Raw genomic sequence first — 22,234 nt, 5'->3', positions numbered from 1 at the left:
TCATGGCGCCTGTCGCCGTGGCCTCCCGGTGGGTGCTGCCGGCCGGGGTGCCCTTTCGGCGTCGCGGATGGTTCGTCCGGTGTATCGCAGGAAGACGTCATCGAGGCTGGGGCTGGTCACGGTGATCGACAGCACCGGGACGCCGAGGTTCGCGCACAGTGCGGGTACGAAGGCCGCGCCGTCGGGTGCCTGGATGCACAGCCCGTCTGGTCCGGCTGTGGCGTTGAGGCCGAACCGCCGGCGCAAGGCGGTTACCGCCGCACGGTCATCGGTGGTGTGGAGGCGGATGCGATCGGTGCCGATCGCGGCTTTGAGCGCGGCCGGTGTTCCCTCGGTGACGATACGGCCGTCGTCCATGATGGCGACCCTGTCGCAGTGCTCGGCCTCGTCCAGGTAATGGGTGGTCAGGAAGAGAGTGACCGCCTGCTCTCCGCGCACGTGGTGCAGGTGTTCCCACAGCTGTGCCCGGGACAGCGGGTCCAGGCCGATGGTGGGTTCGTCCAGGAACAGCACCTGTGGCGAGTGCAACAGGCCCCGGGCGATCTCCAGTCGGCGTTTCATGCCACCGGAGAACGTGCGGACAAGGCTGTTCCGGCGATCGGCCAGGCCCACCAGCTCGAGCATTTCAGCGGTTCTGGCCCGCGCGGTGCGTTTCGGCAGACCGTAGAGATCGGCGTGGAAGCGCAGGTTCTCGCCCGCTGTGAGGTCTCCGTCGACGGTGAGGTCCTGGAAAACGAGGCCCATACGGCTGCGCACGGTGCCGGGGTCCTCGGTGACGTCCGCTCCTGCCACTCTCGCCTGGCCGGCAGTGGGCCGGGCAAGGGTGCACAGCATGGCGATGGTGGTGGACTTCCCAGCACCATTGGGGCCGAGGAAGCCGAAGGTCTCTCCTCGGTGGACGGTGAGGTCGACCCCGCGTACTGCTTTCACCCCGGGGTACGACTTGCACAGGCCGCGGGCGACAATCGTCGGCTGAGCCGTCGGCACAGGGGCAGGGGGCATCACGGACTCTGCGTCCTGCACGACGGTGACGACCGGCCTCCGGGCGGGACGGCGATCAGTGGCTGCAGGTGGGTGGTGGACAGGGGCTCGTCGACAAGACGGCCTTCTGCCTCGACCCATGCGTGGGCCCGGAAGGGCATGGTCTGTGCCCCTGAGTACCAGGTGGGCCATGAACCACGGGCTCGGCAGAGCAGGGCGGTCGCGATGGAACGCGGCAGGCAGCCTTCTCCGGCGCAGCGCACGCTGACAGCGACTACCGTCGCGCGCGCCCTTCTTGCCTCCGCATAGCCGGCCGGTCGGGCGCCACGTGAGCAAAAAGTGAGGATGCTGCGGATTCTGCACGGTGCCAGTCGGCCGATCATGTGGGCTGCGGCGACCGCGAGCAGTGCCGGCGGCCGACGGTGCACCGGGATCCGCGGTGGCCTGTCCACGGAGACGGCCACGCTCATGACGTCATCAGCCCTGTGCTGCGCAGCTGGCGGACGATCTTGTCGATATCGGCCAGTGCCCGGCTTCTCGAGACCCCGTAGCGTTCGGTGAGGGCATCAGCGGCTTCCTCCTCGCCACCGCCCTCGATCAGGACTCCGAGCACGAGGGCGCCGCTGTCGTTGACCTGGTAATAGCGGCCGCTGCGTCCGTCCAGCAGTACCATGCCGTCTTCGACGACAGCCACCGAGACGTCCTGACTTAGGTTTAGCATCCGGCTGCCACCTTCTCGCTGAGGCTTTCGGGTCGACGTGAAGCCATGTCTCCACTCGGGCGGCAGGACAACTGAAGCGCTGCGGATGGAGTCGACGCCGATCAGTAGGTTGTCTGAACCGGTGACCGCTGTGCCTTAATGACCGATCTCACCAAATGTGGGGCCGTGTGCAATTGGTCCCGTCTCATGCCTGGCCGCTTTCGTTGCACCCTCCCCGATCTCCTATTGGCGTATGGCGTACGTTCTCGACGGCACAGCGGGCCCAAGACGCCACCAGCGAACCTGGTTGATCAAGATTTTGAGTGCATCCACCTATCACAGCGGACAAGTGACACCCTCTCGCCGGCCCGGAGCATACTTCCTTCGCGGAGCGGAGCAAGAGAAGAGTCTCCTGGGATCGGAGGGTGCACTACATGGAAGATTCATTGAATGGCGTCAACCAAACGCCACTCGAATAGCCCAACATCCGGGTGCGTCAGTGAACTCATGAGTCGCGGGGCCTACAGAAGCCGGCTGACGTCCAGAACTGCCGGTCACATACCGATCGGGTGCGAGGCGGGGCCGACGCGAGATCCCCCCTGCCGATCCATCATCCCTTTGCGGGCCAGTGGAGCGGAGCAAACCAACCGGAGTCCTTGGCACAACGTTCCCACTGGCTCTCGCCTTTCACTCATCCATAGCCCTTTCGGGGGACTTCCGGCGCCCGCTATGGCTTTCTCGCGGAAAAGGCGGACAGTGCGCCTTACAGGCAGACGAGACAGCCTCGTCCCGCCAACAGGAGGAATTTCCCATGAGCGAGCGCACTGAGGTTCTGTACGAGCCTCCGACACTGACGGATGTCGGGGACTTCACAGAGATGACCCGCGGCGGAACCGGCGACTTCCAGGAGCCGATTTTCGGGCGTTTCAACTTCCCGACATCTCAAGGCTGATCACCTAATTCATCCCCGTGAGGGCACCGTGCACTGGTTCGTGGTCTTACCTGATTGCGTCGCGGCCCAGACCATTCCCAGGATGCCGAATGGGGCGACCTTGCTCGCCTCACACGCCTCCGGTCGTCCGTGGCTGGTCGGGCGGATTCCGGCGGACCAGTGCACCGTTTTAACAGCCGGAGATCAACAGCTGGCGGTGTTCGGGCAGAGCCCGGGGACCGCCGGCCACCTCGCGCGGCTGGTCCGCCGGCCGAGGCGGCCGGAGGACTTGACCTTCTCGGACGAGACCCTGCCGGGAAGTTCCCACCTGTTGCTGTCGGTCAATGGTCACGTAAGGGTCCAGGGCACGGCTTCCGGACTGCGCCGGGTCTACCGCACCACGTGGCGGGGCTTGACGGTGGCCGCTGACCGGGCAGATGTCCTTGCGGAGTTGACGGGGGTCGAACTCGACGACCGCTGGCTCGCGGCCTCCTTGCTCACGTCCGAGCTGCCACACCCGCTGAGCGTCCTCTCCCCTTGGCAGCGGATCGAGGCCGTCGCACCGGGCAGTGCCCTGCTGATGACGCCCGACGGGCGGGCGCGGGTGCACAAATGGTGGAAGCTTCCTGCCCCGGAGCGGTCTCTCGCCGATGGGGCACCGGTGGTACGAGAGGCTCTTTCGGCGGCCGTCAGCGCACGGGTGAACACGCTCGGAGCCGGGCAACCGCTCGGATCCGACCTGTCCGGAGGAGTAGATTCCACCTCTCTGTGTTTCCTCGCCCATCAGGCCGGGGCACGCCTGGTCACGATGACGGTGCAGCTACGCGACCCGAGCAATGACGACGTCCTCTGGGCCGACCGCGCGGCACGTGACCTTCCACTTATCACCCGGCTCGTCCTCCGCCCACAGGCACTGCCCGCTCAGTACGCGGCGCTCGAGCAGGCGTCATCGGTGACCGACGCTCCTTCACTGCTCCTGCGCAGCCGCGCCGTCCTCAACGCCTGTGCCCACCAGTACGCCCGTCACCAGGTCAGTGTTCACCTGGCCGGCCATGGCGGCGACGAGGCGCTCCAAGCCCCGCCGAGTTACCTCCGGGACCTGTTGCGGCATCATCCACTGCTGGTTCTGCGGCATTCGCGCGGACACGAAGCGCGCTACCGCTGGCCGCTGCCTCGAATGCTGCGGGGACTGGCCGACGGCCGTACCTATGCTCGCTGGCTCGCCGACGAGGCACGTATCCTCCAGTCGCCGGACTTTGCCAGCCCGCTCTTCGGCTGGGGGCCTCCACTGCGTATGGCGCCCTGGGCGACACCCCGGGCGGTACAGGCAGTCGCCTCCCTCCTGGAAGATGCCGCACACCAGGCCCAGCCACTGGCCCCCGAACACAGCCAGCATCACGCGCTTCAACGTATCCATAACGCAAGCCAGCTCTACCGTCTGATGCGGCAAGATCTGACCGAACCGTGGATCGCCCTGCCTTACCTGGACGACCACGTGCTCGAGGCCTGCCTCGCGGTGAGACCGGATGAACGCGGCACACCGTGGCGCTACAAGCCTCTGCTCGCCGCCGCACTCGACGGAATCGTCCCGACGGAGCTGCTGAACCGCACGACCAAAGCCAGCAGCGGCGCCGACTTCTACCAGGGGCTGCATCAGCACCGCCGGCGGCTTCTCGGCTTGGTGTCCCAGTCCCAGCTCGCACAGCGCGGCCTGATCGACCCCGCCCCACTGCGTGCAGCCCTCCTGACGCCCAGATCCCACACGGTCCAAGCCTTGGAGAACACCCTGGCCGTCGAATACTGGCTCGCTCACCTCCCTCCGCGCCCTTACCCAGCCCGCGCGTAGGCCCCGCAACACGAGTCCCGGCCGCTTCAGGTCGAACGGCGGGACGCTGGCGCGCAGAGGGCCAGTCTCATCCAGGCCTTGCACGGCGGCCGTCCGCTTCGGGCACGCCGTTAGCCGCGAATGCCACCCCCGTCGGCTCTCGTGCGGACGAAGAATGGCGAAGCGTCGCCCGCAACTGGGCCGAGGGCACGAAGTTCAGGGAAAAATGCGCAGACACACCGCTTACAACTCCGCCGTTAGCCACGCATCAGACTGCACACTGATCCTGCACGCCCATCTCGTGCAACCAGGGTGGGGAAGGCACCGGCCTTCCCCACCTGCACGGTCCCCATTGTCGATGGCTACGGCCTGGCGATCAGCCACAGGACGAGGACCTGTCGAGTTCCTCGCTGTGCGTCGACAGGGGAATATTGACGGCTGCGGGCCGTATTCGGTCCCAACCGATACTTCGCGGCGGTCGTGAGCACGGGTCCACTCGTTCATGCGTCGAATCGGCTCCGCGCACCTCCTACGGCGACGGTGTCAGGGCTCGTCCTTTCGTTCCGGCGGTGCTGTGCTGTGCCGTCGCTCAATGCTCAAGATGAGCACGGCACTTCGCCTGTGAAGCCTCGGATACGAACGCTGTGCTTGGTCCTTGGTATGGCCGCATGTTAAGTGCCGCCTACTTCATGGACAATAGCCGTCGCTTCATGATGCCGAATAAGCTTCCAGGGGGGCGGGCGATGACGGTCTGGGGTGATCGCATGGTGAGTGATTATTGCCGAGTGGACGCGGTGTACGCCGGTGTGACCACGCAGAGGCTCGGCGCAATACCGCGTCACTGGTACTGCGGGCGCCATTCAAAAGGCAGGATGGTCGCGTCATCGCACAGTTGGTTGCACTGGTAATCGAGAATGGCGTGGATGAGCAGCCGTAGAACCTCGGCCGGGCGCTGGCCGGCGGCAGTGGAACGGATGATGAAGTCAGTAGTGCCCCTGTAAGGCGTGCAGTACCGGCCGGGAGCCCGCTGGTCGCGGACGCGATCGGGTAGAGCACGTCCAGTTCGCGTCCAATGCGGCTGGAACCAAGGCAGCGGGCCCGGACTAGGCTGACCAGGTGCTGACGACCACCTCCTCCGCCGCCGCACCCGATGGGGCCACCTCGCGACGGCCCGTCTCTTCCGGAATGTCAGTCAGAGCCGTGCTGGTACCGGTCCTCACCGTCCTCGGGGTGGCCTGTGCGTGGTTCGCCCAGGTCGTCGAAGGACACCGACTCGACCAGTCCGTACCCTGCAAGGCCGTGCGGGCGGCCGTTCCGCTGACGGAATACTCCGCCGCATGGGCCGGCCTGGTCTTCGGTGCAGCCGCTGTCGTCGTGTGCGTGCTGGCAGCCAAGAATGTGCGTCGGCGTTCCGCGATGGGGCTCTGGTCGACGAAGCCGGGCCTGCTCGCGTATGTGAGCGTGTGGTTCAACGTCACGGCGATCCCCTTCGAGCTGCTGACGCTCCTTATGGCCCACACACCTGCTGCTACCTGGGGTGGCGGTGACTGCGGCTAGTGCCTCCCGGAGACGCCGGGACGTCGCTACGTCACGACGGCGGCCTGCCGACGGTCCGGAAGATCCGCGCGCAACGCGAGGAGTACGCGTGGACGCGTGCGGCGGTGGTGCGGCCAGGACCTGTGAGAGTCGCTCTGCTGCCAGGGGCCAGTCCCAGCTCGGCCGGCCGGGCTGCCGATGTCCAGGGCGGCGACGCACGTCAAGGCGGCTGGCCGGGCGAGGCACTGCCACCGTGTTCGGCCGAGTGAAGCAGGACGAACAGTAGATCGCGCATGCTCGGCCATGGCGCCGCCTCGGCAGGGCCCTGTTCACGTTGCGCCACCTCTGTCTGCTGTTCGCTGACCGGTCGAGTACCGCAGACGGACAGCAAACCTCGGGGTCCCGATACCTCACCGTACCGCTCGACCGGCGAGCCCGCCGCGTCTCGTGAACGCGGATTGCCAGCCGCACGAACAGGCGTAGCCTGGAAAGTAGTGGAGCACAGGTGTCCGCTGCTCGGACGGTGCGAAGGTGCCACACAGAGAGCAGCAAAAACCGAGGCGCACACCATCTCGGTAGTGCGCGTGGCGCCGGGAACCTGCCGAACCTGCCTGGGCGGTTTCCTCGCTCCTTATGAGCCTGGGCAGGCACTCCTCAGACGGCTTCTCGACACGACGTCTCTTGTGGTTCTCCGGCGCAGCCGTAGCAACTCCTCCTCCGAGGAGGGAGAACCATGGTCGAGTACGAGACCTACCACGCGAGGGCGGACACGGGGCGTGCGCGTGAACTCGCCGCCACTACATCCCCGTACACGATCACAGTGCGGTTCCTGGGCGGCCTGAACGCGACGCAGAAGGCCGCGTTCAGCAAGGCGGCGGACCGCTGGGCGAAGGTCATCGTCGGGGACCTGCCGGACGTGAGCGTCGACGGCGAGGTCATCGACGACCTCCTGATCCTGGCCCAGGGCACGTCGATCGACGGACCCGGGAACATCCTGGGAGAAGCGGGACCGACGGTACTGAGACCGGCCAACGGCCCCGGTGCTTTCCTGCCCGCGAAGGGCACGATGTCATTCGACACGGACGATCTGGAGGAGATGGCGGCCAACGGGACGCTGGTGGATGTGATCACCCATGAGATGGGGCACGTCTGCGGCATCGGTACTCGCCCTTGGACGGAGAAGAAATTGATCCAGGGCGCCGGCACCGACAACCCCGTCTTCCGTGGCACGAGCGCCATGGAGGAGTACGGCAAGCTGGTGGGGGCGGGTCAGTCCAGGCCGGTACCGGTGGAGAACCAGGGTGGACCGGGGACGCGTGACGGACACTGGCGCGAGACGGTGTTCGCCAACGAGCTGATGACCGGATTCGTCGGCGGCGCACCCAATCCGCTCAGCCGTCTCACGGTGGGCAGCCTGGGAGACCTCGGCTACGTCGTGGACAGAGAGGCCGCCGACGAGTACGCGCTGCCCAACCACCTGGAGCTGGCCGAACGCGGCGAAATGCGCACCCACGTGGCGCCCGTCGGCGCCGGCACGGTGCAGCGCACCATTCCGGTCATATTGCCCGAGGACAGCCTGCTCACGCCGGCGTGAGGATCAGCGCTCATGAACGGTGAGCGAGAGCACCGGGCCCGGGACGGGCGCGAAGACGCGCACGGAGGACGGGGAGAGGAGACGCATGCCGTCCTGAGGCCCGATGCCACCGTCCTCAGATCCGAGGCGCTGATTCCCCGGGACAACGTCGTACGACCGGCGCCCAACCGGTTCAGCCATGTCCTTGAGGAGATGCATCCGTACTGGTTCGAGCGGTCCGAGCGGGCTCCTCAACCTGAGGGAATGTTGCCTGCCGGGACCCCGGTGCTCCTTCTACGGGAGGAAGGTGACCACTGCCGTGTGGTCACCGGAACCGGTCTCTACGTCACCGTTGCCCGGGCGGGTCTGCGGACACTGCCGGCACTGCCGGACGACAGGTGATGCCGCACCGCTGAACCCCCGGCCCGTACCAGGGCGGCGTCGTCCCGTTCCGGGAGAGCGGTGGTCGACTGGGGCTCCGTCGCGTCGGGACGCGATCAGTACGGGCACGGTGCGCGGCCGAGCCGTCTCGCGGACGCTGACCGCGATCAGTGTCTTGCCTCAGGTGCTGTCGCCGTGCAGGAACACGAGCGGGAGGCTTATGCAGGCTGATGCGGCCAGCGCCCCGCGATTCCCGTCGCACCGGGCGAAGTCCGGTCCGGCCTCGCTTTGTCGGATGCGGCAGACTGCCCGCCTGGCCGCAGCGCACCGCCGTCCCTGATAGCCCCCGCCGACGAACCGGCCTCCGTCTCGCCGATCGCGCGGCCCCCGGAACCCTCCGATGCCGTCGAGGGCGCCACCGAGCACATCGACACGCTCGTCACCGCGCCGGTCGCCATGGAACCGCAGGCCGCCTGCCTGTCGCACGCACCGGCAACACCGCACCAGCCGACGTCCTGGGGCCGTGACCGCCCTGCGGCGGCAGAGAGCGCGATGACCACGATCAACCAGATTCCGGCCGCTACTTCGCGGCTGGCGTGCGAGCGACGGCTCGGAGCCGTGTGCTTCAGGTCTGGCTTCCGAGCCGGTGCCTCAGCTGTTGGCCAGGGTGCGGTCGAGGAGGGGGAGCAGGCGGTCCCAGTGGCGCTGGAGTGCGGAGGGGTTGAAGGCGTCGGTGTCGGCCATGGTGAAGCCGTGGACGGTGCCGGGGTAGATCTCGGCGGTGTAGCCGACGCCTGCGGCATCCAGGGCCTGGTTGAGCTCGCTGAGGGCCTCGGGTGTCAAGTCGCCTTCGGCGAGGCCGATATGGACTTGGGCCGTGAGCTTGGAGACGAGGCGGTGCGGGCTGTCGGGCGCGTCGGTGACCAGGAAGCCGGGGTGGAATCCGGCAACGGCGGCCACCTGGTCGGGGTGGGCAGTTGCGGTGCGCATCGCCAAGGCGGCGCCCATGCAGTAGCCGATCGCGGCGACCGGTCCGGCGCTGACCTCGGGCTGGGTGGTGAGAAACCTGAGGTAGGCGTCGGCGTCGCGCAGGGCACGTTCGGTGGTGTGCGCCTCGACCAGGGGCATCAGCTGGGCGAAGACCGCCGGCCGGACGTCTTCGCCGATGCGCTCGGGAAGTTCGACCACCGGCGCCGGACCGTGCCGGTAGTAGAGGTTGGGGACGAGCACGTAGTAACCGTGCTCGGCCAGTTCGCGGGCCATCTCCCTCAGCACGGGCCGCAGGCCGATGGCGTCCATGTACAGCAGCACACCCGGGTGCTGCTCGCCGTCGTCGGGGAAGGCGGCGAATGCGTCGGCCTGGCCGTCAGTGGGCGAATGCGTCGGCCTGGCCGTCAGTGGTGGGAATATGCAGCGTCTTGGCGGGAATGGCGGATCTTCCTTCCTGGGGCTGATGCCAGGGTTGAGGTCAACCAAAGATCAACCCGGCGATCATCTACGATCACCGCCATGGTTCGTGGGGTCAAACCCGCCACCGCCATGGAACCCACACCGGCTGAGATCTTGGCGGGGGACAATGAGCAGGTGAATGGTTCGCGCTCGCTGGAGGAGATCGAGGGTGTCCGCCGGCCTGCCCCGCCAGCAGACGCCACTCGTCTCGTCGCCACGGCGCATGCTCTACGCCGTAAGCCGATCAGCGTGCTCAGCCCCGAAGAGCTGCGGCTGCTGATCAGCCAAGATGTTGGTCTGCTTCACCTCCTCCCGCCGGCTGTTGAGCTGCTGCGTGCCGATCCGATGGTCGAGGGGGACCTGTACGAAGGCGACCTGCTCTCCGCCGTTTTGACCAGGGGCCGGGAAGCATGGGCTGGGGTACCCGGCACCGCGCGCGAGCTGCGAACGATCGTCTCCGGGCTGGTCGACTTGTCACCTGGGCTGCGGAGGGAGGCCGACGACTTCCTCGTCGTCGTTGCCGGCTTGTGACGCCCCCGTCGCCACGCCGGGCGGCCTGCCGCCCGCCGGGCCCCGGCGTGAGTCGATGCCTGGCCTGGTCGCGTTTCTCCGGGGTGGTGTGCGGAATCTGTCGTCTGCGTGGGTAGGTGCGGATCTTCCGGTCTTCCGGGACGAATACGCGCGGTCGGCGATGACGCGCCCGGGGCGGGTGCGCGGGTGGTGCCCGCTGCCGGCCCGGGCGGGCAATGCGGATGCGGCTCATCACCTCGACGAGCCGCGGCGCGTCGCCATGCGACCCCTCCGGTCACCACGATCGCAAGGACGTGCCCGGAGGGGGCCGCGGCCAGGTGAAGCCTGGTGGTCGGACCGCCGCGTGTACCGCCGAGCGCGTGGTCGTCCGGCTCGGCCGCCGTCCCCTGAGTGCGCGTCCGACCGCGCCCGCCCTCCATCGGGCCCAGGAAGCAAAGCCCATCAGGCGATAAACAGCCCCGGGCCGTGTCCTTGCCCCGATCTCGACCGTTGGATAACGGGAGCTTTCAACCCAGCGCTCTTAACCCAAGGGGAGGGAGAACGGAAGGTGGAGGACTCATCAAGCGGTAAACAGGCCCGCACGGTCGAACGGCCTCCGATGCCGGAGCCGGCCGCGCTCACCTACCAGGGCCCGAACCAGCGGAACGTGCTGGAAGAGCACGGGCTGCTCGAACTCGTGCGCAAGGTACCGGCGCTGCTGGTGCGGTTCCTGCGCATGGCGTGGTCGGCCGACCGGGGAGCGGTCATCGTCCTGTTCGTCGCGGAGATCGCGAGCGGGGCCGGGGCCGCTGTGCTGCTGACGATGACGGCCAACGCCATGGGCCCGCTCGTCGGCGCCGGAACCGTGGCCTCCAGGGTGCATGAGGCGGGGCCGTACTTGATCGGGGCCGGGTGCGCGGCGGCCTTCGCGCGCGGCGCGCACGCGTTCGGGACGTGGGCCGAGGACCGGCTTCGTCCGCAGTTGCTCACGGCGGCGGACCGGGCGCTGATCCACGCCGCTCTGTCGGTGCGGCTCGAGGTCTACCACGACCCGGCGTTCACCCAGGACCGGGAGAAGGCCGAGACCGGGGTGGTGCGCTCGGAGCGGCTGGTGACCGAGGTGCAGGTCTTCCTCGGCTCCCTCATCCGGCTCGTGGCGGCCGGCGGGGTCCTCGCCGGGCTGCACCCGTTGATGCTCGGTGTGCTGATGCTCGCCGTGCTCCCCTCCGGTGTGGGCGCGGTGGTGCGGGCACGGATCGAGTACCGCACGCACCTGACGGTGTCGGCCGGCCGCACGGTCAAGCAGATGATGCGCGGCTACGCGGCGAACCGGCATTTCGGCGACGAGATGCACGGCAACGGCATGATCCCGTACCTGAAGTTCTGGTACGACCGGATCACCGACACCATCGACGTGAAGATCCTGGCGCAGACACCGAAGCAACTGCGCACGGATCTGCTGTCCTACGCGGCCAGCGGTGTGTGCCTGGCCGGGGCGTACGGGGTTCTGGCGTGGCTGACGGTCTCGGGCCGGGTCTCGCTCGCGGTGTCGGCGACGGTGATCGTGGCCGTCCGGCAGGCCCTGGCCTCCGTCCGGGATCTGCTGGCCTACACCATCGGCCTGCTCCGGCACTGTCTGTATCTGGCGGACTGGGAGCGGTTCGTCGACAACGGCCGCTCCCCGGAGAAAGTGCCTCGTACCGACGGGAGGACGGTGCCGCCGGTGGTGGAGACGGTGCGGGTGGAGAAGGTCTCCTACTGGTACCCGAACAAGCCGGCCCCGGCACTCGACGAGGTTTCGCTGACGTTCCAGCGGGGCGAGGTCGTGGCCGTCGTCGGGGAGAACGGCTCGGGCAAGTCCACGCTCATCCGCCTCCTCCTCGGCCTGTACACGGCCGAAAAGGGCACCGTGTCGTGGGACGGTATCGACCTCGCCGAAGCGAACCAGGGGACGTTGTCGGACCGGACCGCCGTGGTTCCGCAGGAATTCGCCTGCTGGCCGCTGTCGGTGCGGGAGAACGTGACCCTGGGCCAGCCCCGCACATGGGACGACGAAGCGGTGTGGGAGGCCCTGGCGCAGGTCGGCATGGTGGACGTCGTCCGGGAACTCCCCCGCGGGCTCGACACGCTTCTCGCCCGTGAGCTGTGGGGCGGGGTCACCCTCTCCGGCGGGCAGTGGCAGCGCGTGGCCTGCGCGCGAGCCTTGTACCGGCAGCCGGCACTCCTGGTGCTGGACGAGCCCACGTCCGAGATGGACGCCCGCGGCGAGCACCAGATCTTCACCGAGCTGAAGAAGGTCGCGCGCGACCGGATCACCGTCGTGGTCACGCACCGGCTCGACAACACGCGGATCGCGGACCGGATCGTCGTCATGGAGCACGGCCGGGTCACCGAGCAGGGGCCGTTCGACCGGCTCGTCACCGCGGGCGGGCTGTTCCAGGAACTGTACGAACTCTCGCACGACCGATGAGTGGCAATGGGGGGAATCGATCGTGCCCGATTCCAAGGAGCGGATCAGGAACGCGACCACCGGGATCGTCGTCAAGGAGCAGCATCTGCTGATGGTCCGCGAGGACTGGCCGCGCCCGGACACCTTCTTCCTGCCCGGCGGTGGTCAGCAGCCTGGCGAGACGTTGAGTGAGTGCGCCGTCATCAAGAAGGGCACGGTCGCGGTCACCGAGCGCGCTCGCGCCTGACGGCTGTGGCTGCGGCTGCGGCTGCGGCTGGTACTTCGGGACAGGCCGCGGGCCGCTTCCGCTCGCGCGGACACCAATCTGGACTCCGGTCTGGACTCCGGTCCGGACTCCGGTCCGGACTCCGCTGGCGGACACAGCGAGCGTGACGGCATGCCGACGGATCGATCTCCCGTCCCCGAGCGCGCGCCGCCGAAGTCGCCTCCGACGCCCCTGCGAGCGCCAACGGGCGCCACTCCTCACGGTAGTCCGGGTGGTCGGCGTACGGGAGTGCAAGGTGGCGGAAGACTCCAGCGAGTCCATTGCGCCGCGTGGCGCTTGTCAGGCGGTTGAAGGAGTCGGGCAGCGCATCGCTCGCTTCGGGGTTCTCGTACAGGTCGATGAGCGCTCGACGTGCATTGACCTCTGCGAAGACGCGCGCGGGCTGGTGGCGGACGATGTACGCGACGGCAGTCGGCGATCACGGTGCCGTTCAGCCGATGCTCGGAGGCACCTGCGCCGTGCACGCCGGCCACGTGCTCATGGCGGATCCACAGTGCGGGGAAGGCGGCGCAGGCTTTCCGCTCGTCCTCATCGAGGCGGGCGCGCAGGAAGGTCACCAGCCACCAGGTCGTCTGTCACCTCTCGCCCCCGGAGCCTTGGCCAAAGGGCCCTCAGGCAGGCGTTCAGGCAGTGTCACGCCGGGGCGGCGCGGGGACGGGGCGTCGGTCTCGGTGGGCATGCGGCCGCAGTATCGGTTCGTAGCCACAAGCCGAGCGGCGTTCAGCCGATGGTGACAGCGGCTGGCAAGCTCTCATCGCTACCGGCCGGTTCCCGCCCCAAGGCGATCACAAGCACGACCTGACCTCGTCAGCACACCGCAAGATGTAAGGTCCCACAACATGCCCCTGGTGTCTTCTGCCGACATACGTCCTCTCCTCGAATACAGCACCATCGATATCGGCACCATCGTTTTCACCGAACGCCCCAACGACGACGATGTCGTGGCGATACCCGGAGACGGACTGCGCCTCAGCAGTCACGACCAGTCCGGCTACCCCATGGTGAGGCTGGAGCACCTCTCCCGAGACCCGCAGAGCACACCAACCGGGAACTGGGACTACCAGCGAACCTTCACCGGTGTTGTGGTCGGCGGCCATGTGTCAGTACTCAGCCTGTTCGGCGGCCACTTCGGGCGGCTCAACCTCCCCGACGGCCGCTACAACCTGCGCCTCCTGAGGCGACACGACGAACCACCGGTCCGAGAGGAAGAACCGCCGCAGTTCATTGCCGAAACCACCGAGGAAGCCGAGCTCGACGGGCCGACGGAAGACCCCGTCGAGCACTGGCTGCTCCAGTTCTGGCCGAACCCTTGGCTACGGGCGATCGAGGCGGGTGGGCGCACGGCGGACAACCCGACCGTGGAAGACCTTCACGACCTACTGGCGGACATGAACCTGCGCCATCGCTTCGTGATCTTTGAAAGGCTCGACCTCGAACCTGCGGATCAGCACTACATGCAGGTCTACCTGAACGACGACATGAGCTACCAGATCGAGTACCGCGAAGGCGGCGCGGACAAGCACTACCAGGCCCACGTCCCGACGCCACCTGAAATGATCGGCCCCGCCCCCATCGCAAAGCTGATGGATGATTGGGCGCATGATCAACAGGGATGGCGCGAGGCGGTCAAGTGGGTTCCCATGCCACTGTGACCAGGTCTTACAGCCACGCGTTGATGGCCGCGACGAGCATGGTGGCCTCGTAGCGCACTGCACGCTTGTCGTACCTCATGACCAGCCTGGCCTCCGGTCAGGAGACCGAGCCACCGCCATCTCACCCTATTTCGGCGTCTGCGCCCAGTCGCTCCGCCAGCGGGCGCCGGCCGAGTCGTGACAGAGAGCCGCTGCCGGTGAGTGTCGTCCGCTGTTCTTGTGACCACGGGCCGGACACGCGACGACCAGGCTCGAGAAAGCTGATGTCGCTGCCCGGCCGTGGCCGGCCGATACCGAAGATGGCCCGGCGCCCGGATCGCTCCGAGCAGCATGAGTGCTTCCAGCATTGCCATTGCTGCTCTGGCCCGTCTGCCGCATCTCGCCCGCACACTCGACGAACTGGCCCCCGCTGGAGGGCACGGGCACCGACGCGATCCACCTGGTCGTAAGGTGCGCGAACTTCGGTGCCGACCGCTGGAGTGTTCGCCTCCGCGCTGGGAATCGGGGTGCTTCGACGGGCATCAGTCGGGTAGCGTGCGGACCATGTCGAGTCCTGAGTCGGACAGGGTGGGGGCTTTCGGTCACGCCGTCAGCCCCCTGCGCCCCTGAGATCGTAGTTCTGCCGTCCCACCGCGTTCTGCGGCCGGACGAACACGCCCTTGGGGCTGACCGCGGTGACGAGATGACGTTCTCGTACCTCTCCTCACCTCGGAGCGACTCGATGCCTCTTCCGCTGTACCTGCTCGCCATGGCGGTCTTCGCCATGGGCACCTCGGAATTCATGCTCGCCGGCCTCCTGCCGGACATCGCCTCGGACCTCGACGTCACCGTCGGGGCAGCAGGCATGCTCACCCCGGCCTTCGCGATCGGAATGATCGTCGGTGCCCCGCTCATGGCAGCACTTGCCCGCAACTGGCCCGGACGCGCCAGCCTGCTTGTCTTCGTCCTCGTGTTCTCGGCAGCCCACGCCGTGGGCGCCGCCACTTCCAACTTTCCTGTCCTGTTCATAACCCGGGTGGTCTCAGCAGTCGCAAACGCGGGATTCCTCGCCGTCGCTCTGACAACTGCCGCCACGCTGGTCCCTGCCGGCAACAAGGGGCGTGCGCTCGCCGTGCTGCTGTCGGGCACTACGGTGGCCACGATCGCCGGTGTCCCGGGGGGATCGATACTCGGCGCGCTGCTCGGCTGGCGGGCCACGTTCTGGGCCATCGCCGCGCTCTGCCTGCCCACAGCCATCGGCATTCTCACAGGAATCCCCGCAGGTCGTGTGCAGCAGGACGCTGTCTACAAGCCGGCCTTGCGATCGGAGCTCACACAGCTCGCGAACCCGCGGTTGATCCTGGTCATGCTGCTCGGTGCGCTGGTCAACGCGGCGACGTTCGCAAGCTTTACCTTTCTCGCCCCCGTCGTGACCGATACCGCGGGGCTGGGCGAGCTGTGGATCTCTGTCACCCTGGTGCTCTTCGGCGTCGGTTCCTTCATCGGGGTCACCATCGCCGGTCGGTTGTCCGACCAGCGCCCCGGTCCGGTCATCGCGGTCGGCGGTCCGTTGCTGCTCCTCGGCTGGCCGACCTTGGCCGTGCTGGCCGACAGGCCGGTTTTTCTGCTCACCCTGGTATTCGTACTGGGCGTGCTGTCGTTCGCTCTGGGCAGCACGCTGATCACGCGGGTCTTCTACGAGGCGGCGGGATCCCCCACCATGGCCGGCTCCTACGCGACCGCCGCACTCAACATCGGCGCCGTTGTCGGTCCGCTCATCGCCGCGGCCACCCTCAGCACCAAAGCCGGGGGCATCGGACCGCTGTGGGCAAGCGGACTGCTTGTCGCGATCGCGGTGCTGGTCGCATTCAGCTTCCGCGGCGCGATCGTGGAAGGCCGGAGCAGCGAGGTGCTCCGATAGCGCTTGCGAACGCCTGCTTGCGTGTCGAGGGAGGCCGATACCACCAGGACGTACTGCGCCTCACCAGCCACATCGGCTTTCACCTCGTGGAGACCTGTCGGACCACCGCCTCGCCCACCTCACAGTCGGCGCCGAAGGGGCTGGGTACTCCAGTCGGCGATTACTGCCGCCTACAGCGCTCAGTCATACGTGCGTGAGGCAGAGTGATCTTGGTCATGGTGAACGTCATAGGCCGGCCGGTCCGTGGCAGCCCCGTGCCGGACCGTCTGGGGCGGAAGCACGGCGGCCGGTACACCTGGGATAACGTCCCTCTCGCTTGTCCGGAGTAAGGGGGACGTATGGAGATCCAGTTTCAGACGCGTGGGCAGGGCGCCCGCCGGTGGCTGACGTTTGGGATGATCGCAATCGGGACGCTGTCCTTGGTCGTCGGGTTGATCTTTGCCGGTGTTTCGGTTTCCTTCCTGACGGATGCGAAGCGGGTCCGAGGCACGGTGGTGGCCCTGGACTGGCGAGAGGACCACGACGGCGGATCTCGCAGGACACGGGCCGACAACTCGCCCGCGGCGTACCCGGTGGTCGAGTTCACCCCGGCGGACGGCACGCCGAGGAAGTTCCGGGACTCCTCAGGATCCAATCCACCGGCGTACGAGGTCGGTGAGCAGGTCGAGGTGCTCTACCGCCCGGATGCCCCTGAGGATGCGCGGATCAAGGGATTTCTCTCGCTGTGGTTGCTGCCGCTGATCTTCGGTGGGGTCGGGCTGGTGTTCACGGGGATCGGCACAGGTATCGCGTTGGTGACCCGCCGACGCTCCTAGGGAAGTCGCTGCCGTAGGCGCGCAGGATGCCGGCTCCCCACGCCGGCCCCGCAGCGGGGGCTGGAGGCGGCGACCGTGCTGACGGCAACGCCCAGGTGGCCGGCGGAGTGCTCGTTGGCCATGTCACAGGATGGCTTTTAGGGACTGAGTAAGGCGTTCCCCGGGGCGGCCGACAACGCCGAAGCTGTGCAGGGTGGCTGCGGCCAAGCGGTGGACCTCGTCCACTACCGGTTCAGGCACCCCGCCGCCGGGTGGCAGGTGCCGACGCCGGTATCGGGATTCCGCGGCCAGTAGCTCGTAGTGGACCACCCCGTCATCACTGAACTCCGCCGGCAAGGTTGCGAACTGCTCGTACCAATACCAGCTCGCCTCATGGGTCACGTCAGCCTGTAGGTGGTGCAGGTGCAGGCAGTAGGCGGCGCCCCGGTGGTCGGCGCCCGCTGCCAGCTGCCACCAGAATGTGGCGCTGCGCGGGTAGCCAAGGACGGCCAGCAGACACGCGAAGGCGAAGGCGCCCTCCGCCTCGATGCCGGCCCCGCTCGCGAAGTGGCTGAGGCGGTTCCGTGCTTCCGTGTCGTTGACCGACCACCGGCAGATCCAGTCGAGCGCGACCTGCGCTGTTCGTGCCTCTCGCGCCTGCCAGTCGCGTACCTGACGACGGGGGCTCGGCTTTGACGTGTCGTGGGCCAATCGGCTGAGCGCTGTGGCCGTATCGAAACCCGTTACCGGGGGCGCGGGGACCGTGGCGTCCGCCAGCAGCTCGTCGATCCCGGTTCCCCATCCGCTGGATCCGCCGGTCATACGTTGGCCTCCTTGATCCGGGGGCTCTCCGGCAGGTGCAGCTGTCGTCGCAGGTGTTCCTTCCCCTTCCGGGCGTGGTAGTCGGCAGTGCGCTCGTCGAGGCCCAGGAGCCAGGCGATCTTGCGTGTCGGGTAGCCGAGGACGTACCTCAGGACGATGACGTCGAATTGTCTGTCCGGAAGCTGGGCGATGGCGGAGTACAGGCCGATGCTCTCCTCCAGGACCGTCAGCTGGTCACGGGTGGCGTCCATGGTCTGGGTGAAGGCGCCCTTGGCCAGGAACGCGGGCCGGGTGCCCTTCGCGCGCAGCCACCGCATGGTGATCATCCGCAGGATGGACCATGTCTCTTCCTCGAAACTTCTGCTTCCGAGCAGATCGTTCCATTCAGTGTGGATTAAGCAGAAGGCCTCGTGAACGGCTTCCTCAGCGTCACGACGGCTTCCGAGGAGCTCGGCAGCGTAGGAGTGGAAGAACTCTTGGGAGTTCAGATAAAAGGCCTGGAAGTCCAGCGGCAGGTCGAAGGGGTCGTTCTCGAAGCGGCCGGTGCTGACGTCGGTCACTGTGCTGCTGCCGGAGTTGAGGCACGCGTCGAAAGACTCATGTGGGGCAAGGCATTCATCGGACCTCCGACGGTTGACCCCTGTGGCGGTGGAGGCGAGTGGAACGCCTCCTATCTCCTATCGAAGCGGTTCAAGGCTCCGAATACTCACGCCGTCACCCATCGGAAGATTTACATCAAATCAGCGGCAGGCTCAGTCGGCACTCGCGTCTCATCGGGCACTTGGAGTGCAGGAGATGGCAGGCTTGATCCAATTCCGACAGAAGCGCCCAGCGGCGATGCTGCTTGCCGGGCCGTGAGCTCAAGGAAGTCCGCCGCAGTCTTCACCTCATGTGTCTGGCGAGCTGCCGACGGAGGCCGGTGACGGTGCTGTGGCCGCCGACGGAGCCGGTCTGACCAGCTACCACCTGCGCCGGATGGCAGAGCACGGGTTCGTCGAGGAGGTGCCCGAGCTGGCCAAGGGCCGGGAGCGCTGGTGGCGCGCCGTGCCCAGTGACCGCAGGTTCCCGCCGTACAGCCGTCAGAGCCCCGAGATGCGGGAGGCCTTGACGCAGATGCACAAGCTGAACCTGGCCGAACTGGTGGAGGAAGCCAGGAAATTCGAGAGCGCCCGCGACGCCCTCGGCCCATGGGCGGACGCTGCCCTCTTCTCCCGCGCCACCTTGCGCGTGGACCCGGCTCGGCTCGCGGAGTTCTTCGAGGAGTACGTCGCGCTGATCCAGCGCTATTCCGCACCGCAGCAGGACCAGGCGCCGGATACGCGTGCCGTCCTGGTCCGCCTGGTCCGCCTGCCCGAGACCGACTGACCAGGGCCCGAGCCCGGGCCCTGACACCGTCCTGCGAACGGACGTCCACAGACTTTCAAAAGGGAGAGCAGCGTGCTCCTGCTCTCGTCCCGAGCCCTGATACGCCTGCCGTCCTTCGCCCTGGTGTGGGCCGTGCTGGGCATCCTCCTCCTGCCGGTGGCCGAGGCCCGTGCCGACGGTGACGGTCTGGTCCGTGAAGAGGTCTCCTTCGCCGGCGGCGATGGCCTCACTCTGCACGGCACCGTCCTCGCCTCCGCGACAGCCCCGGGAAAACGGCCGGGCATCGTCCTGGTCGGCGGCTCGGGCCCCGGCCCCCGGGAGGAATACCGGCAAGAGGCCGAAGCCTTCGCCCGCGCAGGCGTCACGACGCTCGTCTTCGACAAGCGGACGGTTCGCTATTCCACGACGCACCGGGACTTCGGGCTGCTGGCCGACGACGCCCTGGCCGGAGTGCGCCTGCTGCGCGGCCGGGGCGGCGTGGATCCGCACCACGTGGGTCTGTGGGGGTTCAGCGAAGGCGGCTGGGTGGCACCACTGGCCGCCACCCGTTCCTCCGACGTCGCCTTCGTCATCACCATCGGCGGCCCGGGACACTCCCCGCTGCGCACCCAGGCATGGAATCTCAGCACCCACTTGCGACACCGCGGAGTCACCGGCTTCTTCCCGGACACCGTCGCAGGACCAGCCGCCCGACTCATCGCCTCCATAGGAGCCTTCCCCGCAGCGGACCACGACCCGCTGCCCGTCCTGGAACGCCTACGGCACACACCGGTACTGGCCCTGTGGGGCCGGCACGACACACAAGTACCCCCACAGGAAAGCGCCCAGATCTTCCAGCGCGCCCTCGCCGGGGCCGGCAACGAGCACGCCGTCATCGGCTTCGTCGCCGGCGCCGCGCACAACGGACACCGCACATCCGACGGATTCGACCGGCTGGGAGGCCCCCTCTACCACGGCAAACCCCTGGGCGCCCTCGCCCCCGGCTATGCCGACACCATGACCTCGTGGGTGAACGAAGTGGCCGCCGATCACCCGCCCATCTCCCACGCGGCCCCCGCCCCGCCACAGGCCGTCACGAGCACCCCCATCCCCCAAGGGCAGTACGCATGGCTCGCCCCAGCGCTGCTCCTCCTCGGCTTCGCCATCCACCCGGCGGTCGGGGCACTACGACGGATCGCCCGGCGTCCACGCACCCGCACCCGCACCCGCACGATCCGCAGCACGATCCTGCTGCGCTGGCTGACCGTGCTGGGCATCATCGAGGTCTCCGGCGCACTGCTCTGCCCGCTCGCCGTCTTCGCGGCAGGCGACGCGACGGCCACGCCCGTAGTGGCGGGAAGCCCGGCAATCTGGCTGCTCCTGAAGGCACTCGCCATCGGGCTGCTCGCGCTTGCGGCCACGACGGCGGCGACGGCCTGGCGCGAACGACAGGCACTGGGCCGCACCCTACGCCTCCAGACGCTGACGGCCCTGACGGCGACGGCAGGCTTCGCGCTCTGGGCGCCGTGGTGGGGCCTGCTACGCCCCTGACAGTCTGCGGGAGAACGCTGGCCCCCGCTCGCGCTGGATGGACGGCCATCGGTGCTCCAGCGACTACGAAGGTCCGTCCATGTCGCCGTGGCGGTAGCCCCAGGCGGCGAGTTCGACCCGATTGCGGACGTCGAGTTTCAGCAGTGCGCCGGCGAGGTGTTTCTTGACCGTGCCGAAGGAGATATGCAGGCGTTCGGCGATCTCGGCGTTGGTGAGGCCGTCCGCCGCCGGCCCACCCTGCCGACCGCCCGGGGCCAGTGGCCCTGGCTGCGCGCCGTCACCTTCACCCTGGCTGCACTGCCGCCGGCCGCGCTGCTTCGCTGTCCCTACCGCCCCGGGATCACCTCTGCGCTCTGCGGGGCTTCGAGGCCGTCCCTCCACGCGCAGGGATCAGTACAACGTGCGCGTGAAGCCGCCTTCGACCTCGGGGCCGTCCCTCGGCAGGCAGCAGCCGAAGCGTTCCACCGAGTGGTCCGATACTGCCCACGGACGACGCTCGATCGTGACCCCGCTCCCCCCCCCGCAAGGTCAGATGGCAGGTCCCGGCAGGTCGCCGAGATGCTTGGTCACGCGCTTACGCAGCAGCAGGTACTCCTCCCGGCGGCGGAGGGGGCCCGGCGGACGCTCGACGACACGGGCCGCGGTGACGGACTGTCCCTGCCGGAACTGCTCCCGCGTCAGGTCGAGTTCAACACCGCTGGGCAGCCTGTTCCACCAGTAGAAGCCGTGCTGGTTCCCGTCGAGGTGCGGGGGCGGCAGGCACTCCCACGTAGTGATGGTGGTGTGTCCGCTGGTGGAAGTCACGGCCAACGGCCGTCGACCCCGCGCCACTGGCTGCCGCGTGCGGGGAGCCGGAAGTGCCGTCCGGGTGGCCGCTCGGCTCGGCTGCGGGCCCGGTGCGGGAGGCGAGGAGGAAGCCCCGGCCTTGGGGCCCGGGCGCGGAGCGTTGCTGGTGACGGGTCCGGTGACGCTGCCGCCCACCGCGATCGCGCCGACGCCGCTGGCGGTGACCAATAGGTCCCCACCAGCGGCCGGGCCGCCTTGGCCGGTCGAGACGCCGCCCGCCGGAACCCGGTCCACACGTCCGTACCCGCAGCCTGCACCACGGCCGTCCCACCTGTTCCACGCGGCGTACCCCCCGCTCCAGGCCGAGCAGCGCGTCGACGGCGGCCAGCGGCAACGCTGGAAGCAGCACCACGCCCGGCCGTCCGGCCGCTGCGGCCATTCGGCCAACGGCACCCCGGTCAGTCGAGCGAACGATTCGCGATCGCCTCCGTGCCGGGCCTGGCGACAGTCGCCACGGTGGAACGGGGCTGGTGGCTCACTCGACCGGTGCAGGGAGGGTGGAGTCGGTGCCGGAGGGCAGGTTTCGCCTCGGGCGGGCCCAGCGCCGGGTGAGGGGTTGCTCGTAGTAGTGGTGGACGGTCGGCGAGGATGACCAGTACGGTCCGCAACTTGATCAGGGCCCGGTGAATTGACGGGTGGTGTGAGGACGGTCCGCCGCCAGGTCGCGCGCTGCTCGCGTAGTGGCTGTGCCGGGATTCATCAAC

The 22,234-nt window shown here is 68.0% G+C and carries 20 protein-coding genes and 3 pseudogenes; 12 read left to right on the top strand and 11 right to left on the bottom strand.

Annotation, left to right across the window (positions count from 1 at the left end):
• From AB0E98_RS27570 to AB0E98_RS27560, 3 genes are read right to left on the bottom strand one after another with little or no spacing between them, the layout of a single operon-like run.
• Positions 1 to 987: an ATP-binding cassette domain-containing protein gene (locus tag AB0E98_RS27570; protein ID WP_361707596.1), complete on the bottom strand. Its 987-nt coding sequence runs from the start codon at positions 985 to 987 to the stop codon at positions 1 to 3.
• A gap of 14 nt (positions 988 to 1,001) precedes the next feature.
• Positions 1,002 to 1,451, bottom strand: coding sequence for a lasso peptide biosynthesis B2 protein (locus AB0E98_RS27565; protein ID WP_361707593.1), 450 nt, complete (start codon positions 1,449 to 1,451; stop codon positions 1,002 to 1,004).
• Positions 1,448 to 1,675 carry a lasso peptide biosynthesis PqqD family chaperone gene (locus AB0E98_RS27560; RefSeq protein WP_361707591.1) on the bottom strand — a complete coding sequence of 76 codons (228 nt, stop codon included), beginning with the start codon at positions 1,673 to 1,675 and terminating at the stop codon, positions 1,448 to 1,450. The genes AB0E98_RS27565 and AB0E98_RS27560 overlap by 4 nt, the downstream gene beginning before the upstream one ends.
• 817 nt (positions 1,676 to 2,492) lie before the next feature.
• On the opposite strand from AB0E98_RS27560, the gene AB0E98_RS27555 reads away from it, so the two are divergent.
• Positions 2,493 to 2,633 (top strand): lasso RiPP family leader peptide-containing protein, encoded by a 141-nt coding sequence (locus tag AB0E98_RS27555; protein ID WP_361707589.1) that lies wholly within the window; start codon positions 2,493 to 2,495, stop codon positions 2,631 to 2,633.
• Between the two features lie 28 nt (positions 2,634 to 2,661).
• Positions 2,662 to 4,458 (top strand): asparagine synthase-related protein, encoded by a 1,797-nt coding sequence (locus tag AB0E98_RS27550; protein WP_361707587.1) that lies wholly within the window; start codon positions 2,662 to 2,664, stop codon positions 4,456 to 4,458.
• Positions 4,459 to 5,275: 817 nt separating this feature from the next.
• Here AB0E98_RS27550 and AB0E98_RS27545 read toward each other — a convergent pair.
• Positions 5,276 to 5,425: pseudogene (locus AB0E98_RS27545) on the bottom strand (serine/threonine protein phosphatase); the annotation flags it as partial.
• A gap of 197 nt (positions 5,426 to 5,622) precedes the next feature.
• Between AB0E98_RS27545 and AB0E98_RS27540 the strand changes: the two are divergent.
• Positions 5,623 to 5,994 (top strand): hypothetical protein, encoded by a 372-nt coding sequence (locus tag AB0E98_RS27540; protein ID WP_361707586.1) that lies wholly within the window; start codon positions 5,623 to 5,625, stop codon positions 5,992 to 5,994.
• Positions 5,995 to 6,706: 712 nt separating this feature from the next.
• The gene (locus tag AB0E98_RS27535; RefSeq protein WP_361707583.1) at positions 6,707 to 7,567 is read left to right on the top strand and encodes a leishmanolysin-related zinc metalloendopeptidase; all 861 of its coding nucleotides are present in this window, start codon (positions 6,707 to 6,709) and stop codon (positions 7,565 to 7,567) included.
• A gap of 1,011 nt (positions 7,568 to 8,578) precedes the next feature.
• Here the strand turns inward: AB0E98_RS27535 and AB0E98_RS27530 are convergent.
• Complete coding sequence (locus AB0E98_RS27530) at positions 8,579 to 9,325, bottom strand: dienelactone hydrolase family protein (protein ID WP_361707670.1); 747 nt, start codon at positions 9,323 to 9,325, stop codon at positions 8,579 to 8,581.
• A gap of 111 nt (positions 9,326 to 9,436) precedes the next feature.
• Between AB0E98_RS27530 and AB0E98_RS27525 the strand changes: the two genes are divergently transcribed.
• Positions 9,437 to 9,907 carry a contact-dependent growth inhibition system immunity protein gene (locus AB0E98_RS27525; protein ID WP_361707580.1) on the top strand — a complete coding sequence of 157 codons (471 nt, stop codon included), beginning with the start codon at positions 9,437 to 9,439 and terminating at the stop codon, positions 9,905 to 9,907.
• Positions 9,908 to 9,925: 18 nt separating this feature from the next.
• Here AB0E98_RS27525 and AB0E98_RS27520 read toward each other — a convergent pair.
• Positions 9,926 to 10,281, bottom strand: a pseudogene (locus tag AB0E98_RS27520) (transposase); the annotation flags it as partial.
• 173 nt (positions 10,282 to 10,454) lie between these two features.
• Here AB0E98_RS27520 and AB0E98_RS27515 point away from each other — a divergent pair.
• Positions 10,455 to 12,356 carry an ABC transporter ATP-binding protein gene (locus AB0E98_RS27515; protein WP_361707578.1) on the top strand — a complete coding sequence of 634 codons (1,902 nt, stop codon included), beginning with the start codon at positions 10,455 to 10,457 and terminating at the stop codon, positions 12,354 to 12,356.
• A 22-nt stretch (positions 12,357 to 12,378) separates the two neighbouring features.
• A complete protein-coding gene (locus AB0E98_RS27510; RefSeq protein ID WP_361707577.1) occupies positions 12,379 to 12,582 on the top strand; it encodes an NUDIX hydrolase in 204 nt (67 codons plus the stop codon).
• Here the strand turns inward: AB0E98_RS27510 and AB0E98_RS27505 are convergent.
• Entirely contained in the window at positions 12,560 to 13,018 is a 459-nt protein-coding gene (locus AB0E98_RS27505) for a DUF6221 family protein (protein ID WP_361707667.1), read from the bottom strand. The two genes, AB0E98_RS27510 and AB0E98_RS27505, sit on opposite strands and share 23 nt — an antisense overlap.
• A gap of 451 nt (positions 13,019 to 13,469) precedes the next feature.
• Here AB0E98_RS27505 and AB0E98_RS27500 point away from each other — a divergent pair, with 451 nt between their 5' ends.
• The 3 genes from AB0E98_RS27500 (at position 13,470) to AB0E98_RS27490 (ending at position 16,988) form a co-directional block, all read left to right on the top strand.
• Positions 13,470 to 14,273: a hypothetical protein gene (locus AB0E98_RS27500; RefSeq protein ID WP_361707575.1), complete on the top strand. Its 804-nt coding sequence runs from the start codon at positions 13,470 to 13,472 to the stop codon at positions 14,271 to 14,273.
• Between the two features lie 721 nt (positions 14,274 to 14,994).
• Entirely contained in the window at positions 14,995 to 16,173 is a 1,179-nt protein-coding gene (locus tag AB0E98_RS27495; RefSeq protein ID WP_361707572.1) for a Cmx/CmrA family chloramphenicol efflux MFS transporter, read from the top strand.
• Between the two features lie 338 nt (positions 16,174 to 16,511).
• Positions 16,512 to 16,988: a DUF3592 domain-containing protein gene (locus AB0E98_RS27490; RefSeq protein WP_361707571.1), complete on the top strand. Its 477-nt coding sequence runs from the start codon at positions 16,512 to 16,514 to the stop codon at positions 16,986 to 16,988.
• Positions 16,989 to 17,111: 123 nt separating this feature from the next.
• Here AB0E98_RS27490 and AB0E98_RS27485 read toward each other — a convergent pair whose 3' ends face one another.
• The gene (locus AB0E98_RS27485; protein ID WP_361707568.1) at positions 17,112 to 17,789 is read right to left on the bottom strand and encodes a hypothetical protein; all 678 of its coding nucleotides are present in this window, start codon (positions 17,787 to 17,789) and stop codon (positions 17,112 to 17,114) included.
• Positions 17,786 to 18,349 carry a sigma-70 family RNA polymerase sigma factor gene (locus AB0E98_RS27480; protein ID WP_361707565.1) on the bottom strand — a complete coding sequence of 188 codons (564 nt, stop codon included), beginning with the start codon at positions 18,347 to 18,349 and terminating at the stop codon, positions 17,786 to 17,788. Before AB0E98_RS27480 ends, AB0E98_RS27485 begins: the two co-directional genes overlap by 4 nt.
• 331 nt (positions 18,350 to 18,680) lie before the next feature.
• Between AB0E98_RS27480 and AB0E98_RS27475 the strand changes: the two genes are divergently transcribed.
• Positions 18,681 to 19,154 (top strand): ArsR family transcriptional regulator, encoded by a 474-nt coding sequence (locus AB0E98_RS27475; RefSeq protein WP_361707562.1) that lies wholly within the window; start codon positions 18,681 to 18,683, stop codon positions 19,152 to 19,154.
• 72 nt (positions 19,155 to 19,226) lie between these two features.
• Positions 19,227 to 20,684 (top strand): prolyl oligopeptidase family serine peptidase, encoded by a 1,458-nt coding sequence (locus AB0E98_RS27470; RefSeq protein WP_361707560.1) that lies wholly within the window; start codon positions 19,227 to 19,229, stop codon positions 20,682 to 20,684.
• 63 nt (positions 20,685 to 20,747) lie between these two features.
• Here AB0E98_RS27470 and AB0E98_RS27465 read toward each other — a convergent pair whose 3' ends face one another.
• Together AB0E98_RS27465 and AB0E98_RS27460 are read right to left on the bottom strand one after the other, a co-directional pair.
• A complete protein-coding gene (locus tag AB0E98_RS27465; RefSeq protein ID WP_361707558.1) occupies positions 20,748 to 21,065 on the bottom strand; it encodes a LuxR C-terminal-related transcriptional regulator in 318 nt (105 codons plus the stop codon).
• 147 nt (positions 21,066 to 21,212) lie between these two features.
• Positions 21,213 to 21,425: pseudogene (locus tag AB0E98_RS27460) on the bottom strand (hypothetical protein); the annotation flags it as partial.
• Between the last annotated feature and the right edge of the window lie 809 nt (positions 21,426 to 22,234).

Origin of the sequence: Streptomyces sp. NPDC037389 (assembly GCF_040636475.1) — a bacterium.
GTDB lineage: Bacteria > Actinomycetota > Actinomycetes > Streptomycetales > Streptomycetaceae > Streptomyces > Streptomyces hesseae.
Note: the sequence above shows the minus strand (reverse complement) of the source record. Positions and strands in the feature narration are given on the sequence as shown.

Coding starts and splice junctions, on each gene's coding strand:
- AB0E98_RS27535 (WP_361707583.1), top strand. CDS start 6,707: ATGGTCGAGTACGAGACCTACCACGCGAGGGCGGACACGGGGCGTGCG.
- AB0E98_RS27525 (WP_361707580.1), top strand. CDS start 9,437: ATGGTTCGTGGGGTCAAACCCGCCACCGCCATGGAACCCACACCGGCT.
- AB0E98_RS27565 (WP_361707593.1), bottom strand. CDS start 1,451: ATGAGCGTGGCCGTCTCCGTGGACAGGCCACCGCGGATCCCGGTGCAC.
- AB0E98_RS27485 (WP_361707568.1), bottom strand. CDS start 17,789: ATGACCGGCGGATCCAGCGGATGGGGAACCGGGATCGACGAGCTGCTG.
- AB0E98_RS27540 (WP_361707586.1), top strand. CDS start 5,623: ATGTCAGTCAGAGCCGTGCTGGTACCGGTCCTCACCGTCCTCGGGGTG.
- AB0E98_RS27495 (WP_361707572.1), top strand. CDS start 14,995: ATGCCTCTTCCGCTGTACCTGCTCGCCATGGCGGTCTTCGCCATGGGC.
- AB0E98_RS27555 (WP_361707589.1), top strand. CDS start 2,493: ATGAGCGAGCGCACTGAGGTTCTGTACGAGCCTCCGACACTGACGGAT.
- AB0E98_RS27490 (WP_361707571.1), top strand. CDS start 16,512: ATGGAGATCCAGTTTCAGACGCGTGGGCAGGGCGCCCGCCGGTGGCTG.